This window comes from Paenibacillus sp. Marseille-Q9583 (genome assembly GCF_976954365.1).
Window position 1 is genome coordinate 1 of the sequence record NZ_CDRJTB010000009.1, and the last position, 23,455, is coordinate 23,455.

The 23,455-nt window shown below is 45.7% G+C and carries 21 protein-coding genes; 8 read left to right on the top strand and 13 right to left on the bottom strand.

Annotated features, from left to right (window positions below; genetic code table 11):
* Positions 1-55: 55 nt before the first annotated feature.
* The 3 genes from ACWNM1_RS06505 to ACWNM1_RS06515 all read right to left on the bottom strand — a co-directional run bounded on the left by ACWNM1_RS06505 (position 56) and on the right by ACWNM1_RS06515 (position 3,192).
* Positions 56-1,072, bottom strand: coding sequence for an AI-2E family transporter (locus tag ACWNM1_RS06505; RefSeq protein ID WP_449600381.1), 1,017 nt, complete (start codon positions 1,070-1,072; stop codon positions 56-58).
* A gap of 168 nt (positions 1,073-1,240) precedes the next feature.
* Entirely contained in the window at positions 1,241-2,425 is a 1,185-nt protein-coding gene (locus ACWNM1_RS06510; protein WP_449600382.1) for a polysaccharide deacetylase family protein, read from the bottom strand.
* Between the two features lie 221 nt (positions 2,426-2,646).
* Positions 2,647-3,192 carry a GbsR/MarR family transcriptional regulator gene (locus tag ACWNM1_RS06515; protein WP_449600383.1) on the bottom strand — a complete coding sequence of 182 codons (546 nt, stop codon included), beginning with the start codon at positions 3,190-3,192 and terminating at the stop codon, positions 2,647-2,649.
* 219 nt (positions 3,193-3,411) lie between these two features.
* On the opposite strand from ACWNM1_RS06515, the gene ACWNM1_RS06520 reads away from it, so the two are divergent.
* From ACWNM1_RS06520 to ACWNM1_RS06545, 6 genes are read left to right on the top strand one after another with little or no spacing between them, the layout of a single operon-like run.
* Complete coding sequence (locus ACWNM1_RS06520; protein WP_449600384.1) at positions 3,412-4,293, top strand: carbohydrate ABC transporter permease; 882 nt, start codon at positions 3,412-3,414, stop codon at positions 4,291-4,293.
* A gap of 23 nt (positions 4,294-4,316) precedes the next feature.
* Entirely contained in the window at positions 4,317-5,162 is an 846-nt protein-coding gene (locus ACWNM1_RS06525; RefSeq protein WP_449600385.1) for a carbohydrate ABC transporter permease, read from the top strand.
* 34 nt (positions 5,163-5,196) lie between these two features.
* Positions 5,197-6,543 (top strand): ABC transporter substrate-binding protein, encoded by a 1,347-nt coding sequence (locus ACWNM1_RS06530; RefSeq protein ID WP_449600451.1) that lies wholly within the window; start codon positions 5,197-5,199, stop codon positions 6,541-6,543.
* A 14-nt stretch (positions 6,544-6,557) separates the two neighbouring features.
* Complete coding sequence (locus ACWNM1_RS06535) at positions 6,558-7,346, top strand: HAD family hydrolase (RefSeq protein ID WP_449600386.1); 789 nt, start codon at positions 6,558-6,560, stop codon at positions 7,344-7,346.
* Positions 7,343-7,684, top strand: a complete 342-nt coding sequence (locus tag ACWNM1_RS06540) for a DMT family transporter (RefSeq protein ID WP_449600387.1) — start codon at positions 7,343-7,345, stop codon at positions 7,682-7,684. The genes ACWNM1_RS06535 and ACWNM1_RS06540 overlap by 4 nt, the downstream gene beginning before the upstream one ends.
* A 52-nt stretch (positions 7,685-7,736) precedes the next feature.
* Entirely contained in the window at positions 7,737-8,603 is an 867-nt protein-coding gene (locus tag ACWNM1_RS06545) for a metallophosphoesterase family protein (RefSeq protein WP_449600388.1), read from the top strand.
* Between the two features lie 82 nt (positions 8,604-8,685).
* Here ACWNM1_RS06545 and ACWNM1_RS06550 read toward each other — a convergent pair whose 3' ends face one another.
* Positions 8,686-9,282 carry a TetR/AcrR family transcriptional regulator gene (locus tag ACWNM1_RS06550; protein WP_449600389.1) on the bottom strand — a complete coding sequence of 199 codons (597 nt, stop codon included), beginning with the start codon at positions 9,280-9,282 and terminating at the stop codon, positions 8,686-8,688.
* Between the two features lie 224 nt (positions 9,283-9,506).
* Between ACWNM1_RS06550 and ACWNM1_RS06555 the strand changes: the two genes are divergently transcribed.
* Entirely contained in the window at positions 9,507-10,340 is an 834-nt protein-coding gene (locus ACWNM1_RS06555; RefSeq protein ID WP_042184178.1) for a hypothetical protein, read from the top strand.
* Between the two features lie 74 nt (positions 10,341-10,414).
* On the opposite strand, the gene ACWNM1_RS06560 is transcribed toward ACWNM1_RS06555, so the two are convergent.
* The 6 genes from ACWNM1_RS06560 to ACWNM1_RS06585 all read right to left on the bottom strand — a co-directional run bounded on the left by ACWNM1_RS06560 (position 10,415) and on the right by ACWNM1_RS06585 (position 16,336).
* Positions 10,415-10,870, bottom strand: a complete 456-nt coding sequence (locus ACWNM1_RS06560; RefSeq protein ID WP_449600390.1) for a hypothetical protein — start codon at positions 10,868-10,870, stop codon at positions 10,415-10,417.
* A gap of 34 nt (positions 10,871-10,904) precedes the next feature.
* Positions 10,905-11,825 carry an ABC transporter ATP-binding protein gene (locus tag ACWNM1_RS06565; RefSeq protein WP_143759515.1) on the bottom strand — a complete coding sequence of 307 codons (921 nt, stop codon included), beginning with the start codon at positions 11,823-11,825 and terminating at the stop codon, positions 10,905-10,907.
* Positions 11,815-12,834, bottom strand: a complete 1,020-nt coding sequence (locus tag ACWNM1_RS06570; protein WP_076299926.1) for an ABC transporter ATP-binding protein — start codon at positions 12,832-12,834, stop codon at positions 11,815-11,817. The genes ACWNM1_RS06565 and ACWNM1_RS06570 overlap by 11 nt, the downstream gene beginning before the upstream one ends.
* Positions 12,835-12,849: 15 nt before the next feature.
* Entirely contained in the window at positions 12,850-13,695 is an 846-nt protein-coding gene (locus ACWNM1_RS06575) for an ABC transporter permease (RefSeq protein ID WP_042184173.1), read from the bottom strand.
* Between the two features lie 4 nt (positions 13,696-13,699).
* On the bottom strand, positions 13,700-14,650 hold the full coding sequence (locus ACWNM1_RS06580) for an ABC transporter permease (protein WP_042123467.1): 951 nt from the start codon (positions 14,648-14,650) through the stop codon (positions 13,700-13,702).
* Positions 14,651-14,719: 69 nt separating this feature from the next.
* Complete coding sequence (locus tag ACWNM1_RS06585) at positions 14,720-16,336, bottom strand: ABC transporter substrate-binding protein (RefSeq protein ID WP_449600391.1); 1,617 nt, start codon at positions 16,334-16,336, stop codon at positions 14,720-14,722.
* Positions 16,337-16,670: 334 nt separating this feature from the next.
* On the opposite strand from ACWNM1_RS06585, the gene ACWNM1_RS06590 reads away from it, so the two are divergent.
* On the top strand, positions 16,671-18,311 hold the full coding sequence (locus ACWNM1_RS06590; protein ID WP_449600392.1) for a glycosyltransferase family 2 protein: 1,641 nt from the start codon (positions 16,671-16,673) through the stop codon (positions 18,309-18,311).
* A 91-nt stretch (positions 18,312-18,402) separates the two neighbouring features.
* Here ACWNM1_RS06590 and clpB read toward each other — a convergent pair whose 3' ends face one another.
* The 3 genes from clpB to ACWNM1_RS06605 all read right to left on the bottom strand — a co-directional run bounded on the left by clpB (position 18,403) and on the right by ACWNM1_RS06605 (position 23,318).
* Positions 18,403-21,045, bottom strand: coding sequence for an ATP-dependent chaperone ClpB (gene clpB, locus ACWNM1_RS06595; RefSeq protein WP_449600393.1), 2,643 nt, complete (start codon positions 21,043-21,045; stop codon positions 18,403-18,405).
* A 622-nt stretch (positions 21,046-21,667) separates the two neighbouring features.
* Positions 21,668-22,675, bottom strand: a complete 1,008-nt coding sequence (locus tag ACWNM1_RS06600) for a DnaJ C-terminal domain-containing protein (protein WP_449600394.1) — start codon at positions 22,673-22,675, stop codon at positions 21,668-21,670.
* 175 nt (positions 22,676-22,850) lie between these two features.
* A complete protein-coding gene (locus ACWNM1_RS06605) occupies positions 22,851-23,318 on the bottom strand; it encodes an Hsp20/alpha crystallin family protein (protein WP_449600395.1) in 468 nt (155 codons plus the stop codon).
* Positions 23,319-23,455 lie beyond the last annotated feature (137 nt).

Genomic DNA, 23,455 nt, shown 5'->3' on the forward strand with positions numbered 1-23,455 from the left:
TTCAATGGCTATCGGATCACCCTCTTCGTATATTCAACGCTATTTAACTGAATTCCTAAGTCTCTATCTTGTTATCTCTATTGATCTCCAGTATATCCAGAAAAAATACAAAAATTGGAATGCCGAGAATTAGACCCCATACGCCCATATAGTGCTCAGAGAAGAGAAGTACGATAAAGGTGTAGAACATAGGCAGGTTCATTTTGGATGACATCAGTTTTGGATTTAAGAAATAACCCTCAACAAAATGTAGTATGGCGATCATAACCAAAACATATATCGTCATTGCTATACCACCAATGTTGTAACCAATAATACAAAGTGGTATTAAGGAGATCACAAAGCCTACAACTGGAATCAAACTAAGCAGGAAGATCATAATCGATAAGGCGAATAGATACGGAAAACCTAAGATCCAGAGTCCAATCACCGTAAAACATGTATTAAACAGCGCGATCAGAATTTGCGCTTCGATCACTTTACCAAACGATGAGATGAATTTTCTACCGAAATACTCAAGCTCAACATAGAACCAAGAAATCTTGCTCTCTTTAAGACGGGCAGTGAAACTGACAATTCTGTTCTTCTCAAGGATAAAGACAAAGCTCAGAATGGTGGATAATACGAAGCTTGTGCCCCAATTACTTATTTTCAGGACGTATTCAAGACCATCTTTCACATAAGACTGGTAGTTCAAATCCTTAAGCTGGGCAAATAAATACTGCACGATTTCGTTCTGCGGAATGTTTGCAGGGGTTAAACTGGTCAGAAAATTAGTTAACTGCTTTATCTGTGTAAAGACCTTCGGTAAATAATTCACTAAGGTGACTACAATCAGAGCAATTAGTGCTAAATACAAAATAATAATAATGACCTTACTGTTGACCGCAACATATTTATTGATCCGCTTCGTGAGCAGCACTTGAAAGCTGTTCATTACATAAGCAATCAGAAATGTTAACAGTACTAAATTGAGCATATCTCTAATACTGAATAGCAGCAGGGCAACCAGCCCCAAAATAAAAAAACGCCGGACCGTTAAATTCGCGTAATAACGCTTAAATACTTCCATCTGTTCTCTCCATTCGCCTACCAATTAGTACTCTATTTATAGTCTACAGTAAGGAATTCACTTATAGCAACTAGTGATTCGCCCAAATTGGCGAAATTTCTCACTTTTTGTAATCTCCTAAGGAACATAGGGAAAGCTGATATCCATTCCATACATTTCCTTAGCCTTCTACGGGCCATCCGTTGTGTGCATTAACTTAACGATTCGACTCTTCTGATCGTAGTTGAGATCAATATGTAGATCTTTGCATAATTGTATAAACGGAACCATTAAGGTCCCTTTCCTCATTTCGGGTGCACTTCCTATTAGAGCTACTCTTTGGTTATTCAGGGTTAATTCCATAGGCGAATCTATATGTTTAACCTGCTCAAGAGTTTGGACTGCAGTTAGACTCTGACTTCCCCCGTTGATCCGGGAGGCATTCCGGTCCGTTCTCGCATTGATCCCATCCTGGATTTTAAATGTTAGCGAAATTCCGAGTGAATCACATGCCGATAGTAATCGGTCATTGTATGATCCATAAGGAAAGGCAATCGCTGAATCGGTATTCCCCAGCTCTTCCTTCAGTCTTTGCTCCGCCTTGGCTAAATCACGAGTAACTCTGCTGTAGTACTCCGTATTCATTTCGTTTCTGTTCTCATCGTCAATATATAACAAAGCACTGGCGGCTGGTCGCTCCCCACCCTCAGCATCCACGATACCATAATGGTGTAGATCGTACGTGTGACTATAGAATCCCATCCCGTCCCGCTTCATTTCCCGCATCTGCTCCCAATTGAGTTTCGGCACACTATTCGGATCTGGGTGATCAATGGTAGATACGATAACAAAATTCACTGCCGTATAGCCATATTTTTTGAGAATAGGAAAAGCCAACTCATAAAAGCTCTCATATCCATCATCAAAAGTCAGCAGCACCGCATTATCTGGAACCGTGCCACCATTCAGCATAAATTCACGATATTGTTCCATCGTAATCACATGAAACCCTTCTTGCTTCAGCAGGTTCATTTGATCATCAAACCGATCGGCAGATAAGATCCAAGGAAACTGCGGCATTGGCTTCTCTGAAAGATGATGGTACATCAGCACAGCTACATGATCTCTATAGTAAATACCTTTCGGAAGTGGTCCCTGCTTCTGCCAGCCGATATGCATATTAAGGGCCTGTTCGGCAGCAGCCTTGGGAATCATTAGCTCATCAAGCGAGCCCGGATATGTAGCTATTGTCTTAATGATTTGACCGTTCACATCTATAGTAACTGCAGAAGACTCACGTTGATTGTTAAAAATAGCAGCAAGACTTATTAGCAGAACGATGACTAAAAGTATCATATATTTTTTCGTATGCAAGCTCTGAATCTCCTTAAAAGATCTTTTATTCACTATGTAACTACATATTCGGTGACAGTTCCACCTACTTTTGGTTACATTTTCTTCTTTTTTGTTTCTTATAATAAAAATAGGAGGCGATCCCTAAGCCTGAACTGACTTAAGGAACACCTCCCTCACATGGAGATCTATATATAATTATGTACATCTATGTGTAATTGTAGACGGTCTAGAACCTACTCTTATCTGCGAAAGTAATTCTCTTCACCAAGCTCGTCCACAAACTGCTGCAGCCAATTATAATATTGAACGGCATGCTCCAGCTTCTCCAGATCCTTCAGACAGAAGTGCCGCTCCTCTTCAGGCGTATCCACGGCTTGAACCAATCCCTCCAGCTCAGGAATAACAACATCCAAGGCTTGTCTCATGACATCAATCTCCCGCTGCAGCTTCATCCCAAAAAAGTTCTTGAAGGTCTGAAAGAAATCCGTTTCCACTGCATACAGATCCTTTCGCTCCCGCTTCTCCTCCAGCTTGGTCACCATCTTGGAAGCCATCAAAGAACGAACCCCATAGCTCATATTACTCTTGCTCATATTCATCACATTCTTCATCTCTTCAAGCGTCATCGGCCGGTCTTCAAAGAACATAATTCCATACAGCTGCCCGAATGAGTAATTGGCACCATATAAGTCCATCGTCTGAGCAATTGCATCAATCATCGGACGCAGCAGCTGCTCGCGTGGAGATAAGTCTCTATTCTCTTCACCAAAGGCTACCTGTTTCATAGCTGCACCTTCATTCTACTTAGAATCTACCCTTCTATTTTACACAAAATAGCAACTACTTTCGCTAATCTCTTAAATTTTTACATAATCTAGCATCGTTCTTTACGTCCGCTTGACCACGCAGCTGCTCGATGAGTGTACAATTTTTTTTGAACGGAGGAGCTTTCCTCAGAATTATACCGCAAAAAACAGAAGATGGAATGGGGTATCGACAGAATAATGAAACGCTCGAGATTTATAGGGGAGTTGAAACCGGTGCTCTTCACCTTGCCGGCAATGATTCCATTCATGGTATTTTGGCTCGCGCCATTACTTTATGTATTTTATCTCAGCTTTACCGAATGGGACTTCATGAGCCCCGAGAAAACCTTTGTCGGACTAACCAACTATCTGGATCTGTTCAGCAATCCCGCCTTCTATAAAGCACTAAGAGTAACCTTGTTATTCTGTGCGGGAAGTGTACTGCCTGTTATTCTGATCGGACTTGGACTAGCACTCCTGATGAATGGGAAACTGAAAGGCTCCACTCTATATCAGGTACTTCTTTTCTCCCCTTGGGTCACGCCGACCGTGGCGGTATCGATTGTCTGGTCCTGGATTTACGAACCTGAAATCGGCCTTGCCAATACTGTACTTGATCTATTCGGTCTAGAAAAAATCGGTTGGCTTCAAGATCCTAAATGGGCACTGCTCGGCGTTTTGCTCGTGACGATATGGAAATCGGTAGGCTGGGCGATGATTTTTTACTTGGTGGCACTACGCAATGTCCCTACCGATCTGTTGGAAGCCGCTGAACTGGATGGAGCAAATGCTGTTCAAAAATTCAGCCGTATTACTTTACCGCTAATCTCGCCAACGACACTGTTTCTGTTCATCGTACAGATCATCGGTGCGTTACAGGCATACGACCAGATTAACGTACTCACACAAGGAGGACCGTCGGGATCAACACGTACCTTGCTCTATATGTATTATCAGTCTGCCTTTGAAGCCTTTCAGATTGGAGAAGCCTCTAGTGTCGCAATGATTCTGGTATTTATATGTATGCTGCTCTCCGTAATCTCACTAGAGGTTAGTAAACGGACAACCCATTATCAATAACTTGCTGTAAAGGAGAACGACTGATGAATGCAACGACAGTACGAGTGGGCAAACTGGCCCGCCATCTATTTTTTGCAGCTATTGCACTGATCATGGCCTTCCCCTTCTATTGGATGGTCACCAGCGCCTTAAAAACCAATGATGAAATCTGGCAGTCTCCGCCGACGATCTGGCCGAAAGAGCCGCTGTGGAGTAACTTTTCAGCCGCCTGGCACGAAGCCCCTTTCTTTAGATATATGGGCAATAGCGTATTTGTCGCCGTCTCTATTGTTATTTTGCAGGTGATAAATTCCGGGATGATGGCCTATGCGCTTACGCATATGAAATTCCGCTTCAGAGGGCTGTTCGCAGGTGTCATTCTTTTCGGCTATATGGTCCCTGCCACCGCCGTTTATCTTCCCGGATATCTGGTATTGTCCCAGCTTCATCTACTGGATTCATATGCTGGGTTGATTCTATCTAACTGTGTAAGTGTCTTCTCCATCTTTCTAATTCGGCAAGCCTTCCTTCAGGTTCCCCATGAGCTGGTAGAGGCTGGAGAAGTGGATGGTTCCTCGCATATGCGAATTCTCTGGACCGTTCTTGTCCCCATTACACGGTCTTCCTTTGCTGTGCTAGCCCTGATCACCTTCATTGATCAGTACAATAACTATTTCTGGCCCATGCTCATCACCAAAGACCCTAATCTACAACTGGTCTCGGCCGGTCTGCGTAGTTTCTTCACTCAAGGAGGTGCTTACGGATTGAAATGGCCGCTGATCATGGCCGCTAGCGCATTCACCATCGCCCCGTTGCTGCTAGTATTTCTACTAGCTCAGAAAACGATCATGCAAAGCGTCAACATGACCGCTGGTTCCAGCAAAGGATAAGCTAACTATTCTATTTAATAAGAGGAGAATGATGATGAACGTATTGAAGAGACTGTCCGCCCTATCTTTGGTTGCCGGATTTACAATGTTAACAGCTTGTGGAGGAAATGCGAGTACAGGTAATGTTACAGCGGCTAATGGAGCTTCTTCCTCCCCCTCCGCAGAGGCTGCGCCTACACAAAATGCACCGGTAACGATTGAGTTCTGGTATGGTCTCGGCGGTAAGCTTGGTGAGAATATGGAGGCACTGATTCAGAAATTTAACGCCTCTCAGCAAGAGGTCATTGTCAAAGGTATCGCGCAGGCAGACTACACTGAAACCGAGCAGAAGCTGCAAGCGGCGATTGCTACAGGAAAAGTGCCTGCTGCTGCTCTCTCCTCAAACGTAGATTGGGCCCGCAAAGGATATTTTGCTCCGATAGATGAGCTTATGGCATTGCAGCCAGATTTTAATAAAGAGGATTTTGTCCAAACCTTTCTAAATCAGGGCCAGGTTGATGGCAAGCAATACTTCCTGCCGATGTATGGAACAACACAGGTTATGTACTATCGCAAAGATGCTTTTGAGAAGAACGGAATTGATGCGAGCACATTGAAGACTTGGGAAGACCTAGCTGCCGCAGCTGCGAAAATGACCGTGAAAGACGGCGGCAAAACCACCTTCTTTGGTTGGGAGCCTATGTGGGGTTCAGGGAACATGATTGATGCCGTGCTCAGCAAAGGAGGCACTATTCTTAGCGAGGATGAGAAACAAGTCATGATCGACTCTAAAGAGTGGATCGAAACCTGGGATTTGTTCCGCAAATGGATCCACGAGGATAAAATCATGCGGATTCATTCAGGGGGTCAAGGCTGGGAATATTGGTACAAAACAATTGATGATGTAATGAAGAATCAATCCGCAGGCTACACCGGCTCCAGTGGCGATCAAGGTGACCTCGACTTTAGCATTGTTTCTGCTATGGAGCAGCCAGGATGGGCAGGGATTGGCGAGGGCAAACCCGTAGCCCAAGCACTGATGGCCGGCATTCTATCTAAAGCTAGCGACAGTGAGAAACAAGCGGCTATGAAATGGCTAACCTACTTCACAAATGCCGAGAATACTGCCTCTTGGTCGATTAATACAGGATATATTTCGGTACGCCAATCCGCATTGCAAGACCCGGCGTTTGTGTCATTCAGCGAAAGCAATCCACAGATTAAGGTTCCATTGATGCAAGCATCTCACGGTTCTGCACCATTCCAAGATCCAACTGGCGGCAAAATCAACGATGCGCTGAAAATCGCCGCTGATAAGGTGCAAATTGAGAATATTCCTGCAGCACAGGCACTTAAGGAAGCACAGGAAACAGCGCAAGCAGCGCTTGATAAATTAAAATAAAGGCGGTGGAGTTCATGTCTGAGCTCATCACGCCACAAGGCAGATACGCTGTAGCAGCTATTCTATTCGACAAGGATGGTACGCTGCTCCAGTTCGTATCCCTCTGGGGCAGCTGGGGCGAATGTTTTTTAGAGCGGTTCACGAAGGATATGAAGCAAAGAGGACTACAGATTCCAGAAGAACAGCTCCCTGCATTAATGGGAACTATACACAATGCCCAAGGAAGTATTACCGATTATGATCGCAACGGACCGCTGGCCATGGGGACTATGAGTGATCTTTATGCCATTCTGTCATGGCAGGGTTATCTGCAAGGTTTATCGTGGGCGGAGTCCATGGAGCTTGTTCATCAGTGCCGTCTGGAAGCGGATGTTATGTTGGAAGAGAAACGCCCAGTTCACTCGCTGCCGGGTATTCATCGTTTTCTCGATGAGTGTGCGAGTGCTGGTATCCCTCTCGCCGTGGTGACCGCAGATGAAACAGATGCTGCAGAGAAACATCTCCAATGGCTCGGCATACGGCACTATTTCTCCGAGGTAATTGGAACAGACCTTGTGGATCAGGGTAAACCTTTCCCCGACATGGTGCAGCTTGCCTGCGAAAGGTTGGCCGTTGAACCCGCGCACACAGCAGTTATCGGTGATACTAATGGGGATATGCGAATGGCTAAAGCAGCGGGTGTGCAGGTAGCTATAGGAATCACTGAAAATGAAGACATTAGTGCTTCCTCGCATCTTCTCCCGGATGCAGATCTCATTGTGCAATCTTACACTGAACTCAGCATCGAGGTTACTTCCCTGTGAAAATAGAAGGAATATGGGCATGGATGTTTCTGATGCTAGCTATTGTGTTCGAACTCTCAGGGACCATCTCAATGAAAATATCTCAGGGGTTCACTCAGCTCTGGCCTTCCGTGCTCATGTTTCTGTTCTATGGAGCCAGCTTCACCTCCCTGAATTATGCCCTCACCTCTATTAAGGTAGGCGTTGCTTATGCGATATGGTCAGGGGCGGGAATCATCCTTATTTCTTTCATAGGAGCCCTATTTTTCGAAGAAAAGCTAACCCCGTCCTCCCTACTATGGATAGCCGTTATCCTAACCGGGATCATAGGACTGAACATTAGCGGGAAGACGCATTAGTGAACAGCCACAGCATTTCATAGATTCATAAGATGAAGGGGGATGCCTAAACATGAGCGCGAACACATTACCTGAAGAGAAGCCTGTTATTACCTTTCAGATCATCACGGATACGCATGTCACCGCTGACCGAAATCATGAGTACAATCTTAACTTTGAGCTGGCGCTCCGTGATATAGCCGCACATGGAAAAGGTAGCAGTGGGATTATGCATATCGGTGATGTCACAAACCATGGTTTTTCTGCTGAATATAAAGAAATGCTTCGTATCATTAATCAACATAAGGCTGACTTGCCCGACATTACTTTCACTTTAGGTAATCATGATGTAGGCCTCGGGATTTGGAAGTCTCGCTTAGGGATGTATACGTCACAGACTGGAATGTCTGGACCCTTTCATGATCACTGGATTAATGGCTATCATTTTATTTTTCTAGGTACAGAAAAAGGATTACCTAAATTCTGTCATCTTTCCTCTAAGCAGCTTGATTGGCTGGAGCATAAGCTTGGGGAGCAAGCTTTACCGGATCAGCCTATCTTTCTTTTCCTGCATCAACCGCTTAAAGATACAGTAGCTGGATCGTTAGAATCACAAGATTGGTATGGTGTCACTCAAGATAAGGAATTAAAAGAGATTCTTTCGAGACACCCCCAGACCTTGTTATTCACTGGTCACACCCATTGGGAGCTAGAGGTAGACAACACTATGCACCCTGGTCATGGAGAGATGGCAACGATGTTTAATGCTGCTTCTGTCGCCTACCTTTGGACAAACGAAGATAAGCATAAGACAGGCAGCCAAGGCTTCTATGTGGAAGTGTATAGAGATAAAGTGCTTGTCCGGGGCAGAGACTTTAAGACAGGAACCTGGATTGAAGCTGCACAATATGAGGTTGCTTATACAGCAGTAAACGTATAATGAAACTCCCCGCAGCTTGCTGCGGGGAGTTTCATTTTGTGAATTACGCGCAGAAGGATTAGCCGTACCGCCATGCTCTGCGTTATTCATCCCATGCTTCTAACAGCTTCGGAATGCCTTCTACAAGAAGCTTGTGGTATACCTCGCAAATATCTTCAATATCATCCGTATTCGCCACACCCAGTAGCGTCTGCATAACGATCCCGTCAATAGCTCCAATCAGCAATGAGGCAATGGCTTTATTGAATTTCCCGGGTTGTTTTTCGTACAAGCGTTGTAACAGCTCCTCGGTATGACCAATCCATTTCTTATACTTAACTTTCAATTGATTGGAGATTTCCTCGTTCCCGAGTATCGCTTCCTGGGCAAGATAGAACTGCATTCGATTGTCATCTATTTTGTTAAAACGATCTTTCACATTCTCGCTGATTTGCTCAATAACTTCCCCGCGGCTATACTTCCCTTGCTGTACCTCCTCAGCAATTCTCGTAGATACGGATAGACTGCGATCCATCGCATCATAAAGAATCTCTTCTTTACTATTGTAATGATGATACAACGCCCCCGTGCTAAGCCCGGCTTCATCGGCAATTCTCCGCATTGTCGTACCCGCAATACCCATTCGATAGATAACACGATTCGTCGCCTCAATAATATGTAATTTTCTATCCTCAGACATAAACTCCCCGCCCAACTGAATCGCTTATTGCGATTTATTTTTATATGAAAAGAGTACTGAATCTACTTTGTTTTTTGTGTGTTAATTAGCACAGACAGAACCAATTAATTCCTAATACAATAAAACCGAACAGTTGTTATGTTTATGAATTAACCAAGCATTGTAGGGTTTAAGCTCAGTACCGGCAAAAATTGATTACGCTTTCACAAAAAAGGAGGTTTATCATGGATATTCCTGCATGGCAGTACGGCGTTAGTATGATCGGCTACATAGTTCTGCTTCTTATTGTTGTCAGTATCATGCGCAAGCATTATAAGTTTGCCCACTGGTTCTGGATTGCTTCTTTACTAACCTTTCCCTTATGGCTTATGGGCGGTGTCGAAGGCTGGTTTCGGTGGGCCAAGATTTTAAGTGTAATTCTTCCTACGATATTTGTTGGATTCATTCGTATTGCTAACTACGAGAAACGAAAAGGACCGTTCTGGAATGGGTTACAGAAGGATTGGGTATTGTGGTTCGTATATGGCGTTCTATTCCTTAATATTATGGAAGCGACCATTAAAGACTTTACGATGGGGAATACGTTCAATGCGCTTACCGGCCTCCTATTATGTATAACCATCCCTTTTGCGCCAAAATATTGGAAGATTTCTACAGAATCACACGGTGATCTCATTGCATATACGACAATCGGCTGGAACTTCCTCTATACAACTTGGAATGCAGCCTTCGTCTATGCCGAGAGTCCGAAGTTCTTTGCAAGCTCGCTATGCATTCTTCTCGCAGCCGAGCTCTATCCCATCATCAAACGCCGCCCAGAACTCTACATCATTGCGCGGGTCTATACATTAGCGGCACATTTACTTCTACGCGCCTGCTTCGTTAGCCTGTTCCCGACACTAATGGATGCTTCATCGTGGTACAATGCAGACGTCATGAACTATTGGGGAATCATCAACTTTATTATGATTGTTCCGTTTGTATTCTGGCATATGTGGCAGCTGCACACCGGCAAAGCAGAAATCAGCTTCCGGCGTGGCCGGATTGAAGTGAACTAACCAAGAACGCCCTTATCCTTTCCATGAGGAAAAGGTAAGGGCGTTCTTTCTTTATTTCTTCTCTCTCGGAGAGGTTATCGTTGAATCGGCTCGATCCGGTAGCTTGCGTTAGCGCTGGCATCGTCTTCCACGCCGGCTCCACCGTGAATCTGCCAGCCGAATGACAGCACAGATTCCAGCCGGTTCTTCTCGACTGTCGTCAATACTATTTCTATGGCTTCTTTACCCTCTTCAAGCTCCAACTCTGCCTCTTTACCAAGAACAACCCATATCCAGCTACGAATGCCACGAATCGTGTTGTACTTGATCTGATAGCCTGTCTTCACCGCTCGCTCGAACAATTCTGGCTGCTCCGCTTGTAAAGTGGTCAACTGCTTATAATCAAATTCGTATTCACTCTCGTCAACGGGCAAATCGCCCTCCGCCACTTTACGAAGAATATCCTCATTGGACCAGCCCAAAGCGCGAAGTGATTCTACCAGTAAAGCATCCCACTGGGATAACTTTACTCGGTTCAAATTGTCTGACATCCTGATTCCCCCCATACCTGTATATAGATTCTACTTATTCCGTGAAATCATAAGCAACATAATGACCCGGACTAACTTCCTGCAATGTAGAGGTCTCAGCCCTGCCGTACTCTGCCGAATATCCATCTAAAATAATTCTCTGATTAGCCCGCTTAGGGTCCGTCTCCAAAATCGAAGATAGCAGCGCCTTCGTATAAGGATGAATAGGGTTCTCGTATAGTTCGTCACTTTCGGCTACTTCTACGAGACGACCGCCATACATCACGCCAATCCGGTCCGAAATATGCCGTACCATCGACAGATCGTGCGCAACAAAGAGGTAGGTCAACCCAAATTCCGACTGCAAATCCTCCAGCATATTCACTACCTGAGCCTGAACAGATACATCCAGCGCTGAGATTGGTTCATCGCACACTACGAATTCAGGTTTCACAGATAATGCTCGAGCGATCGAAATCCGTTGGCGTTGCCCGCCACTGAATTCATGAGGAAAGCGATAAAGATGCTCTCTTTTTAAACCCACCTTATCCAGCAGTGCCGCAACAGCCTCTATACGCTCGTCGCCTTCGTGGATCCCGTGGATTTTCATTGGCTCACTGATCAGATCAAGCACATTCAGGCTTGGATTCAACGAGGAATATGGATCTTGAAAGATCGATTGAATCCGTCTGCGAAAAGGCTTAAGCTGCTTCTCTCCAAGCTTGCTCAGCGGCTGCCCGTCAAAAGACACTTCACCATCTGTATAGTCATACAATCGCAGCAAGCAGCGTCCAACCGTGGACTTGCCGCTCCCCGACTCTCCGACCAGTCCAAAGGTCTCTCCCTGACGAATCTGAAAGCTTACACCATCTACCGCCTTAAGTACAGATGTATTACGTCCCCATATATCCTTGCCTTTGGAGAAATGTTTCTTCAGATTATTTACGTCCACTAGAATCTTATTATCACTCAACAGAACCGCTCCCTTCAACACCAGCTACGGCTGGAGTCTCCTGCACACCGTCTGCCAGCCAGCACATTGAACGATGGCCAGGCGATAATTCGATGACTGGAGGACGTTCGCTGCAACGGGCAAAAGCATTAGGGCAACGTTCCATAAATGGACAGCCCGAAGGAGGATTCAGCAAATCCGGAGGTGTGCCTTCGATAGGGACAAGGCGTTCCCGCGACTTGCCGTCACGTTTTGGAATCGAGCGAAGCAGACCTTTCGTGTAAGGATGCTGTGGGCGATAAAAGATATCCTCTACCGTGCCCTCCTCCATCACAAGTCCACCATACATTACGATAACCCGTGTACATACCTGTGCTACCACACCCAAGTCATGGGTAATGAGCGCTACAGCTGTACTGGTATTATTTTTCAACTCTTTAAAAAGATCGAGAATTTGCGCCTGTATTGTTACATCGAGCGCAGTTGTCGGCTCATCCGCAATCAATAGCTCTGGCTTACAGGAAAGAGCCATGGCGATCATGACCCGCTGGCGCATCCCGCCGCTGAATTCATGCGGATATTGCTGCAGCCGCTGTTCAGGATTATTAATACCTACCTGACGCAAGATGCTTGCTGCCTCTTTAAGCGCTTCTTGCTTATTTAAACCCCGATGCCGACGGATGACTTCCGTAAGCTGCTGGCCGATTTTTTTTACAGGATTAAGAGAGGTCATGGGGTCCTGAAACACCATTGCTATACGATTGCCGCGTAGCTTTCTCCACTCTTTTTCCGAAAGGTTCGATAAATTCTCACCACGAAAATTAATATTTCCACCGATAATTTTACCCGGAGGTGTAATTAACGACATAATCGCCTTGGCAGTTACACTCTTCCCACTACCAGATTCTCCGACGATTCCTACCGTCTCACCAGCATCTATATGAAAGCTAACGCCGCGAACTGCTTGATTCTCTCCGTCCCTTGTATGGAACGAAACCTTCAAATCCTCGACAGACAATAGCCGTTCCGTCATGATGTCTTCACACTCCTATCTTCGGATCAGCTTCGGTTCAAAGCCTACCCGCAAAATATCACCCAAAACATTAAAGCTCAGTACCGTTAATAGTATCAATAATCCAGGGAATAAAGCCAGATATGGCGCTTGAGCGATATATCCCTGCGCATTGTTAAGCATACTGCCCCAAGTCGCATTCGGAGGCTGTACCCCGAACCCGAGGAAGCTTAGGGACGACTCCATCATTATCGCCGAAGCGATATTATTCGTCGCACCTACAATGACAACAGGCACTAGCCCCGGAAGAATATGACGCCAAATAATTCCGAAATTGCTCTGTCCGGAGGCTTTTGCATAGAGTACATATTCGCGTTCCTTAATTGTCATCGTCTCTGCCCGAATGACACGGGCGATATTCATCCACATTAATAGAGCAATAATAATGATGATATTCCCAACACTCGGCTTCAGAAATACGCTAAGCAGCAGCAGAACTAAGAAAGAAGGAATGGACAGCACTACATCAAGCATCCGCATGAGAAGATTATCAACCCATCCGCCAAAGAATCCACTGATTACGCCTACCGTCACACCTATGCCTGTAGCAATGATCATTGATGCAAAGCCAACTAGCAGTGATACCCGGCCACCATATAATGCGCGGGCAAAATAATCCCGGCCATAGTCATCCGTCCCGAACCAGTGATCGGCTCCCGGCGATTTCAGACGTGCCAGAACATCCATCGCATTCGGATCATGTCCAGATAAAAAAGCAAATATAGAGCCCAGTGAGAAGATGATTAAAGTAATGAGGGCTGCGACGCCCAATTTATTCGTAAATAGCTCATCTCCAACACTTTTCCATTTACTGCGATTCATGAGGTCACCTCGTTAATTTAATTCGTGGGTCCACGAAGCTATATAGAATATCCGCGACCAGATTACCGATGATCAGCATTAAAGAGGAGAATAGAGTAATTCCCATAATCACGGGGTAATCCATCCCTTTAACTGCAGTCATCCCCAAAGAGCCAATACCTGGCCATGAAAATACTGTTTCTGTAACAATTGCGCCTGCCACCAGATCACCCATAGACATCCCAAGCAATGTAATTACAGGAAGCAACACATGCTTCATTACATGACGGAACAGAATCGTTGTCTTGTTAGATCCAAAAGCATATTGAATCTGCACGTACTCTTCTTTTAGCTGTCCAATGGTACTAGAGCGAATGTATCGCACATAACCAGCCAAGAATCCAAAAGCAAGCACGGTGCAAGGCAGGATACCATGCTTGAATACATCAAACGCCGATTCCACACCAATCGTTCGCATCCCCATAATAGGAAGCAGATGCAGCTTAATCGCGAATAAGTACATTAGTAAGATGGCAAGCCAAAACAAAGGCACGGATATTCCAACATAGGATAAGAAATTAATCAGCTTATCTACCCAGCGGTTCCGGTTTGCTCCAGCAATAAGACCGAGTGGAATCGCCAGCAAAACAGCGAGACCGATCGCAGAACCCATCAAACCTGCCGTTGCAGGCAGGCGTTCTAGAATTTGATCCAATACTGGCTGATGATTCACTAGGGAATAACCGAAATTCCCCTGCAATATTTCTTTAATCCAGATTAAATATTGAATGTAGGCTGGCTTATCCAGCCCAAGGTTATGCCGGATGCGCTCAATATCATCTGCGTGCATATTCGGCGTAACGAAGGATAATACCGGATCCCCCGGAGCCAGCTTAATCATCGCAAAGCACACAACCGAAACAAAAAACAACATCGGCAGGGTTTGCAGTAATCTTCGGACGATAAGTTGTCTCATACGTTTATTCTCCCAGTTCTGTATCGGTAAAAAAGTAAGCTGGATAATCCAGCTTACTTTTTCCCGTTTTTATTTAAGGTAGATTTTCGATAAATCTTCAAAAATAACGACAGGCTTCAAGACTGCTTCTTCCAGACCGCCGTAGTTCTTGGAGACAGCTACAATAGTCTTAGTATTAGCAATTGGATAAATCGGTGCATCGTCAGCAATGATCTCTTGGATCTTCTTATAGATCTCACCACGTTTAGTCACATCTGCTTCTCCTGCACCATCATTAAACAACTTATCGACTTCAGCATTATTATAATGCGAGTAGTTAGAGTCAGCAGTAGAAGTATACAAAATTCTGTAAGCATCAGGATCGTAACCCATAATGTAACCTGCAATCGCAAGTTCAAAATCTGTTGAATTCATATCACTGAACTTCTGACCATATGCCGAAGCATCCATATTTTGCAGTTCAACTTCAGCGCCAATGGCCTTTAGCTTTTGCTGCACGTATAGTGAAATGGCTTCCTGAGCTTTATTACCGCTCGATACAATCAATCTCAATTTCAGATCGCTAACCCCAGCAGACTTCAGAAGCTCCTTCGCTTTTTCCACATCATTATCGAAAGAAGGTACGTCATTAGTATAGAACAATGCATCCGGAGTCAAGAATGACTTCGCCGGGTCAGCATATTCGCTAGAGGAATAAGCAGCCTGAATGATTTCATCACGGCTTAGTGCTAGAGACAAGGCTTGACGAACTTCTTTTTTAGCAAGAGCACCTCTATCGCTGTTCGCGTTGAACAACAGGTACGACAATCGGCCTTCACTATAAGGAAGAATTTCGAAATTGTTCGAAGCTTCAATCGTTCCAACATCCTGTGGATCTAGATATTTAATGTTGATCTCTCCACTCTGAAGTGCGAGATTCGCAGCATTCGTATCTTTAGCAATCCGGTACGTTACAGAATCAAGATGTGGCTTGCCGCCGAAGTAGTTATCAAATCTCTCGAGTGTAACATATTCGCCCGCTTTATATTCTTTAAATTTAAATGGTCCAGATCCAATAGGATTAGCATTCTTCGTGCTTTTCTCTAGATCCGTCTCATTCTCAAAAATATGCTTTGGAATCGGAAATACTTGCACTAGTGTCGCTTCAAAAGCTGGGCTGACCTGCGGAAGCTTGAACTCTACTGTCAGATCATCCACCTTAACGGCCTTAACGGGTTTATCACCGATGAATAAGTTTGCTCTCAACATGCTGTTTTGCTTCTCATCGAGGATGCTATCAATCGTGAACACGACATCGTCAGCCGTAAGCTTTTCTCCGTCATGCCATGTAAGACCATCTTTAAGCTTCAAAGTATAAGTCAGGTTATCTTCTGACAGTGTCAGGCTGTCTGCCAAGTAGAAGGTCTTCTTACCATCATTTACTTGGAACAGTGGAGCATAGAGCGCTTGGTCAATTGTAAGACTGACACGGTCACCCGCATAGTTCGGATTTAGAATAACAGGATCAGCAGCGACTCCAATAATCAAGTTACCGCCATCTTTTGGTTCAGTGCTTGCCGTCGTTCCTTCAGTAGCCGTAGGCGTCTGATTTGTATTTGTGGAAGCAGCGTTATTCCCTCCGGAGCACGCGCTAATCAAAAATGTTAACAAAACCAAAGTAATAACTCCAGATAATCCTTTACGCATAAGTTTCTCCCCCGTATTCTATGTTCTGTGTGGCTTGTGTTTTTTATATTGTATATCGGAATACTAGGAATTACAATGGATAGCATTTCACATTAATGTAATATTGAGGGAATCGATCGGTGATTTATCCATAGCGCTCATCCTTTGCTGTTCATTTGGTCATCTATATCTAATTATTCGGTTATTGTACAGCAGATCGTTACGAATTAATATATCTAACATTCATTTACTTTACAGAACTTTGAAAAATAAGGATTATTGCCGCTCTCCTGTAAATATATTAAGAACATAAGGATCATCCAAGGAAAGAGGGGCGTTCCCCAAGGAGGCGGCAATGACAGAAAACAAGATTCGCGTATTGATTGGCAGTCCAATCCACCAGAAGCCTATGGTTTTAAAAGAATTTCTAAATTCCCTGCTTCGTCTGAATATTGCCGATATTGAGCTGGATTTCCATCTAGTTGATGATAATGATGATGAGGAGTCAAGTCGGCTGCTCCAGGAATTCAAAAGCATGGGTGATCATATTTATCTTCAGAGCTCCGGCCTTCACGATGCGTATATTCGCAATGATACTACCCACTTTTGGAATACCAACTTAGTCTGGAAAGTAGCCAATTTTAAGAATCTCATGATCAACCGCGCCCAAACCTTGAACTATGATTATTTATTCCTTATTGACTCTGATCTCATTCTCCATCCTGATACCCTCAGACATCTAATAGGTACGAACAAGGATATTATTTCAGAGGTATTCTGGACGCAGTGGCAGCCCGAGACTATGTTTCAGCCGCAGGTATGGATGCACGACGAATACAATCAGTGGGAGCTACTGCCCGGTGAAAAACTGCAACCAGAGGAGATTAATCGCAGATTTCATGAATTCATAGCAAAGATGCGGATTCCCGGAATCTATGAGGTGGGCGGACTCGGGGCTTGTACATTAATTAGTCAGCATGCAATAAAATCCGGAGTTAGCTATAATCAAATTCGCAACATTTCATACTGGGGAGAAGACCGTCATTTTTGCATTCGTGCCGCAGCCCTTGGCATCCCCTTGTTCGTCGATACCCATTATCCGGCGCTACACTTGTATAGAGACAGTGATTTGAGTAAAGTAGAGGATTTCATCAAAGAAACTACGGAGACCAAAGCTGAAGCCACTGATACTGAGAACAGTTCATCTACGGACGAAGTACCTGCATCAGTAATGCCGACACCCACCACAGACAACCCAGACAACGAAAGCTCCAAGGAGACAGTCCCCCCAGCCAGAAAGCGGCCCAAGCTAACCCTCACCATGGTTGTGAAAAATGAAAGCGGACGTTTTCTGCGGCAGGTTCTGGAAGAGCATCGCAAATACATCGACGAGGCCGTCATTATCGATGATGGCAGCACCGATAATTCAGCAGCGATCTGCCTGGAGGTACTTGAAGGCATCCCCGTTCATCTCGTGCACAATACCATATCCAAATTCAGCAATGAAATCGAGCTGCGAAAGCAGCAATGGGAAGAGGTTCTGAAGACGAAGCCCGAGTGGATTCTAAGTCTGGATGCAGACGAAATCTTTGAAGCGAGCTTCGCGGCAAATATCGAGCCCTTACTGTACGCTGACGAGGTCGATCTATTCTGTTTCCGTCTCTACGATTTATGGAACGCCACTCATTACAGAGAAGATATTTACTGGCGCTCTCATATGAACTACCGTCCTTTTCTGCTTCGTTATAAAGAAGACTTCAACTATGTATGGAATGAATCTCCACAGCATTGTGGGAGATTCCCGGAGAATGTCTTCGAGCTTCCCCACCAGCTAAGCAACTTGCGACTCAAGCATCTCGGTTGGTCGAAGGCAGAGTTCCGCTTAGAAAAATATCTGCGTTACATGCTCCTTGATCCCGATGGCCAATACGGCTGGAAGGAGCAATACCTGTCCATTCTGGATGAACACCCTCATTTAATATCTTGGGTGGAGTGAGTGTAATCATAAAAAGGACGTCCACAAAACCCTAATGGCTTTATGGACGCCTTTTATTTTCCATAGTACGATCCGTTTTGCTAACTTCTTCTTATTCAGTACGCTGTGGTTCATCGAGATCTGGTTTCGTAATGCTCACCGTCAGGCCGCCACCGGATTCGTCTACTTGAATCACCGTACCTTCTGCGGCTTCACCAGCAATGATCGCACGTGCTACACGGGTCTCCAAACTACGCTGGATGAAGCGTTTCAGCGGTCTCGCCCCATACACTGGATCAAAACCTTCCTTAGCGATAAAACGTACCGCCGGCTCAGTTAACTCAAGACCAATCTCCCGTTCAGCAAGACGTAAACGTAATCCGTCCACCAGTTTGTCCACGATTTTCTCGATCTCGCCCAGGGTCAACGGCTTGAACATCACAATATCGTCAACCCGGTTCAGGAACTCTGGACGGAAATGACCAGTTAGTTCCTTCATTACGCTATCCTTGGCAGCCTCCGTAAGCTGACCCTTCTCATCGGTGCCTTGAATCAGATGTGGCGAACCGATATTTGAGGTCATGATAATAATCGTGTTCTTGAAGTCGACCATCCGGCCTTGTGAATCGGTCAGCCGTCCATCATCAAGCAGCTGCAGTAAAATATTAAATACATCAGGATGCGCCTTCTCCACTTCATCGAGCAGCACTACTGTATAAGGCTGACGCCGTACAGCTTCTGTAAGTTGGCCGCCCTCCTCATATCCAACGTATCCCGGAGGTGCACCGACTAGGCGAGAAACACTGTGCTTCTCCATATACTCCGACATATCGATACGGATCATGCCATCTTCGCGATCAAAGAGAGAGACCGCGAGCGATTTAGCCAACTCCGTCTTCCCTACCCCAGTCGGACCGAGGAACAGGAAGGAACCGATCGGCCGATTCGGATCTTTGATCCCGGCTCTTGCCCGAAGCACGGCATCGGCCACCAAGCTGACAGCTTCATCTTGGCCCACAACTCGTTCATGCAGCGTTTCTTCCAGACGCAGCAGCTTATCCCGTTCGCCTTCAACCAGTCTGCTAACTGGAACGCCCGTCCAACGCGACACAATATCTGCGATTTCCTCCTCGGTTACAGCTTCACGCAATAATCTTGTATCCTGATCCTGCTGTGCCGCTTCTTCCGCTGCTTTCAATTGCCGCTCTAGATCAGGAATGATGCCATAGCTCAATTCGGCTGATTTATTAAGATCGTATTCCTCCTGTGCATCGACCAAATCCTTACGGGCTTGCTCCAGCCGCTTTTTGAGGTCGCGGATGCCTTGAATCGCTGACTTTTCCTTCTCCCAACGCGCCGTCATCCCAAGCTGCTTCTCCTTGAGATCGGCTAGTTCACGTTGTAAGATTTCCAGACGGCGTTTGCTGGCGTCATCCGTTTCTTTTTTTAGCGCTGCTTCCTCAATCTCCATCTGCATCAGACGGCGGGTCACTTCATCCATCTCACCCGGCATGGAATCAATCTCTGTACGGATCATGGCACAAGCTTCATCCACTAAGTCGATCGCTTTATCCGGCAAAAAACGATCCGTAATGTAGCGGTTAGACAGAACACCTGCAGCGACGAGGGCGCTGTCATGGATTTTGACTCCATGATGGACTTCGAACCGCTCCTTCAGACCGCGTAGAATGGAGATCGTGTCCTCTACATCCGGTTCGCTGACTAGCACCTGTTGGAAACGACGCTCCAGCGCAGGGTCCTTCTCAATATACTTGCGATATTCATCGAGCGTTGTGGCACCAATACAGTGCAGTTCGCCGCGAGCCAGCATCGGCTTCAGCATATTGCCCGCATCCATCGAGCCTTCGGTTTTGCCTGCGCCTACAATCGTGTGCAGCTCATCAATAAAAAGAATAATACGGCCGTTACTTTCACGAACTTCCCTAAGTACCGCCTGCAAGCGTTCCTCGAATTCACCTCGGAACTTCGCGCCTGCTACAAGGGAACTCATATCCAGCGAGAAAATCGTCTTGTCCTTCAGCCCCTCCGGCACGTCTTTGCGTACAATCCGGTGAGCCAAGCCTTCCACAATCGCTGTTTTACCTACACCTGGCTCACCGATCAGCACAGGGTTATTCTTCGTTTTACGGGACAGAATTCGGATCACACGACGTATCTCAGCGTCACGTCCGATGACTGGATCGATCTTACCCGCACGAACCTCTGCTACAAGATCACGTCCGTATTTCTCCAGCACCTCATAAGTAGCCTCCGGCTCCCGACTCGTTACACGCTGATGTCCACGAATCTCAGCAAGTATAGACATCAGCTTCTCGCGTGTTAATCCACGACTGACAAAAAGATCACGCAGCTCACGATTGTCCCTGCTCGAATCCGGCACCATGGCCAGCACGGCATGTTCTACCGAAACAAACTCATCTTGCATCTTCGCTGCTTCTTTCTCCGCCTGTTCCAGCAGATGAATCAGCGATTGCGAGGCATAACGCCGTACTGTGCTTGCTCCTGATCCGCTTATGCTCGGCTTGCGCCCAAGCAGTTCATCCGTGCTGCGCAGCAGCTCAGCTACGGGGACGTTCATCTTTTGCAGCAATCTTGGCAGCAAGCCTTCTTGCTGCTGGAGTAATGCCTTTAAAAGATGGAGATTATCGATCTCCTGATGTCCGCTTTCTGAAGCCAGCGACTGCGCCGCAGCCACTGCTTCCTGCAGCTTTTGAGTATGTTTATTGAAATCCATAGCTCTCTCACCTTTCTATTAGAAATGATATATGGGATCGGCCGTTTTGGCCGGTATAGATTAATTTAGCGGGATTAATACCGCTGAATTGTGGCGGATGAGCCGCATTTGGTGCAGTCTGGGGCATTTTTACCCCTCTTTTCACTCATCTAGCCGAAATCAACGCAGTCTGGGGTACTTTTACCCCTCTTTTCACTCATCGAGCTCAATACGACTCATTCTGGGGTATTTTTACCCCTCTTTTCACTCATCGAGCCGAAATCGGCGCAGTCTGGGGCATTTTTACCCCTCTTTTCGCTCATCTAGCCCAATACGACTCATTCTGGGGTATTTTTACCCCTCTTTTCGCTCATCGAGCCCAATACGACTCATTCTGGGGTATTTTCACCTCTCTTTTCGCTCATCGAGCCGAAATCGGCACCTTTAAAACACTTTTACCCTTCCTTTTCCCGACACTTCTCACAGGTCTCTACTATAGTTAGTTTCTAATCAAGTTACTTTTCTACAATCAGCATTCCATTTCCCCTATTCACCAGCCAGAGTTGACCTCGAACACGCGAAAGCACCTTTACTTCTACTTCTACTTCTACTTCTACTTCTACTTCTACCTCTACCTACCTAATTAATTACCCACTTTTGCCTTCGGGCGCTGCGCACTAGCGCTTTGACGTTTAGCTCTAGCCTCGAAATGGTTGGATTCAGCCAGTTTACGGTACAAATTCTTCTCCGCTTCGCTGGTTGGCTCAGGGACAACAATCTCAATACCAAATAAAATATCACCGTTCGCACCATTCTCACGCTTCAAACCTTTGCCTGGGATGCGCAGCGTTTTACCACTTTGAATTCCTGCAGGAATCTTCAATTTTACAGCACCGCCACCCGGTAATGGAACCTTCACCTCACCGCCCAATACCGCTTGCCATGGAGCAACTTCAACTACACCGTATAAATCGCCACCTCGAAGCTCGTATATATCATGAGGAAGAATATGAAGTGCCAGCAGTACATCGCCACCTGGTGCTATGCCACTCTGAGTGGTTCCTGCGATTTTTAAAATTGTGCCTTCACTAGATCCCGGCGGAACTTGAACGTCCACAGTTTTATCACCGATCTGCACTCTTACAGTTGCTCCCTTATAGGCCTGCTCCAACGTAATATCCAGCTGCGCCTGCGCCCTACTGCTCGCCTCACCCCATGGATTGCCGTTCGACCGCCCACTACCACTGCTAGAAAAGAAATCAAAGCCAGCGCGATCCGCCGATCCCCGATTCCCAAAAAACATTCCGAACAAATCTTCCTCCGAAATGCCAGAACCTCCTGCAGAATAAGTTCCGCCGCCCCAGCTTCCACCAAAGTTTGAATCCCATGTAGAGGCTCCGCTCGACGCACCTCCACCAGCTCTACCACGCTGTGCCCCATAAAGCAGCTCCTCATCGTAAAGCTTGCGCTTCTCCTCATTGCCCAGCACTTCATAGGCTTCAGCCGCTTCTTTGAATTTCGCCTCTGACTCAGGGGCTTTGTTCACATCGGGGTGCCACTTCTTGGCCAGCTTTTGATAAGCCTTTTTTATTTCCTGTTTAGTTGCTGTTTTGCTCACGCCTAAAGCATCATAATAGCTTTTGTTAGCCACTCAGATTCCTCCTTTCAACGCTTTATTAAATACAAATCATCGTACGATTCCGAGAAAAGACGCACCATAGCCGGAATCCTCCACTACAATGCGCCTTTTATTCAAAACACTATATTAAAAGCTCGCTGCCTATCTCTAAGATGCTGAGCGGAAACTATTACCGCCTAAATTATGCTTATTCAGACTGCGATGCGCTAGAATCTCCATCTTGAATCTCAATGCGTTTCCCTTGCGGTTTTTGCTGTTTTGGAACTTCCAGCATCAGCAATCCGTCTTTCAAAGACGCGCGAATCTCTTCCACTGCAATATCCTGAACATAGAATCTGCGAACATATTCACCATATCGACGTTCTCTGCGTACAATTTGATGATCCTTGTTCTCCTCCGCATTCTCTTCCTTCCGCACCGCTTTAATCGTCAAGTAAGGGCTGGCATAATCAATGTCGATTTCTTCTTTTTTAAAGCCAGGAAGTTCAGCTTCAATCAGGTAAGCCTGCTCACTCTCGCGAATATCCGTTCTGAAGGACATCGTGGAGCTCTTGATCGGTGCAAAAAAATCATCATTAAAAACATCATTCAAAGACTTAGCAAGCATACCAAAAGCATCATCTCTACGTTTACCAAAAGGAACCAAATCAAACATTATCCATTCTCCTCTCATTGACTTTGACTTTATTTGACCTATGACCTTATTATAGTCCCCTATCAGAGGAATAACAAAACCGATTTAAGCCAATTTTCGGTCAAATTCAGGCAAATCAGCTGATTTAATGCTACAAA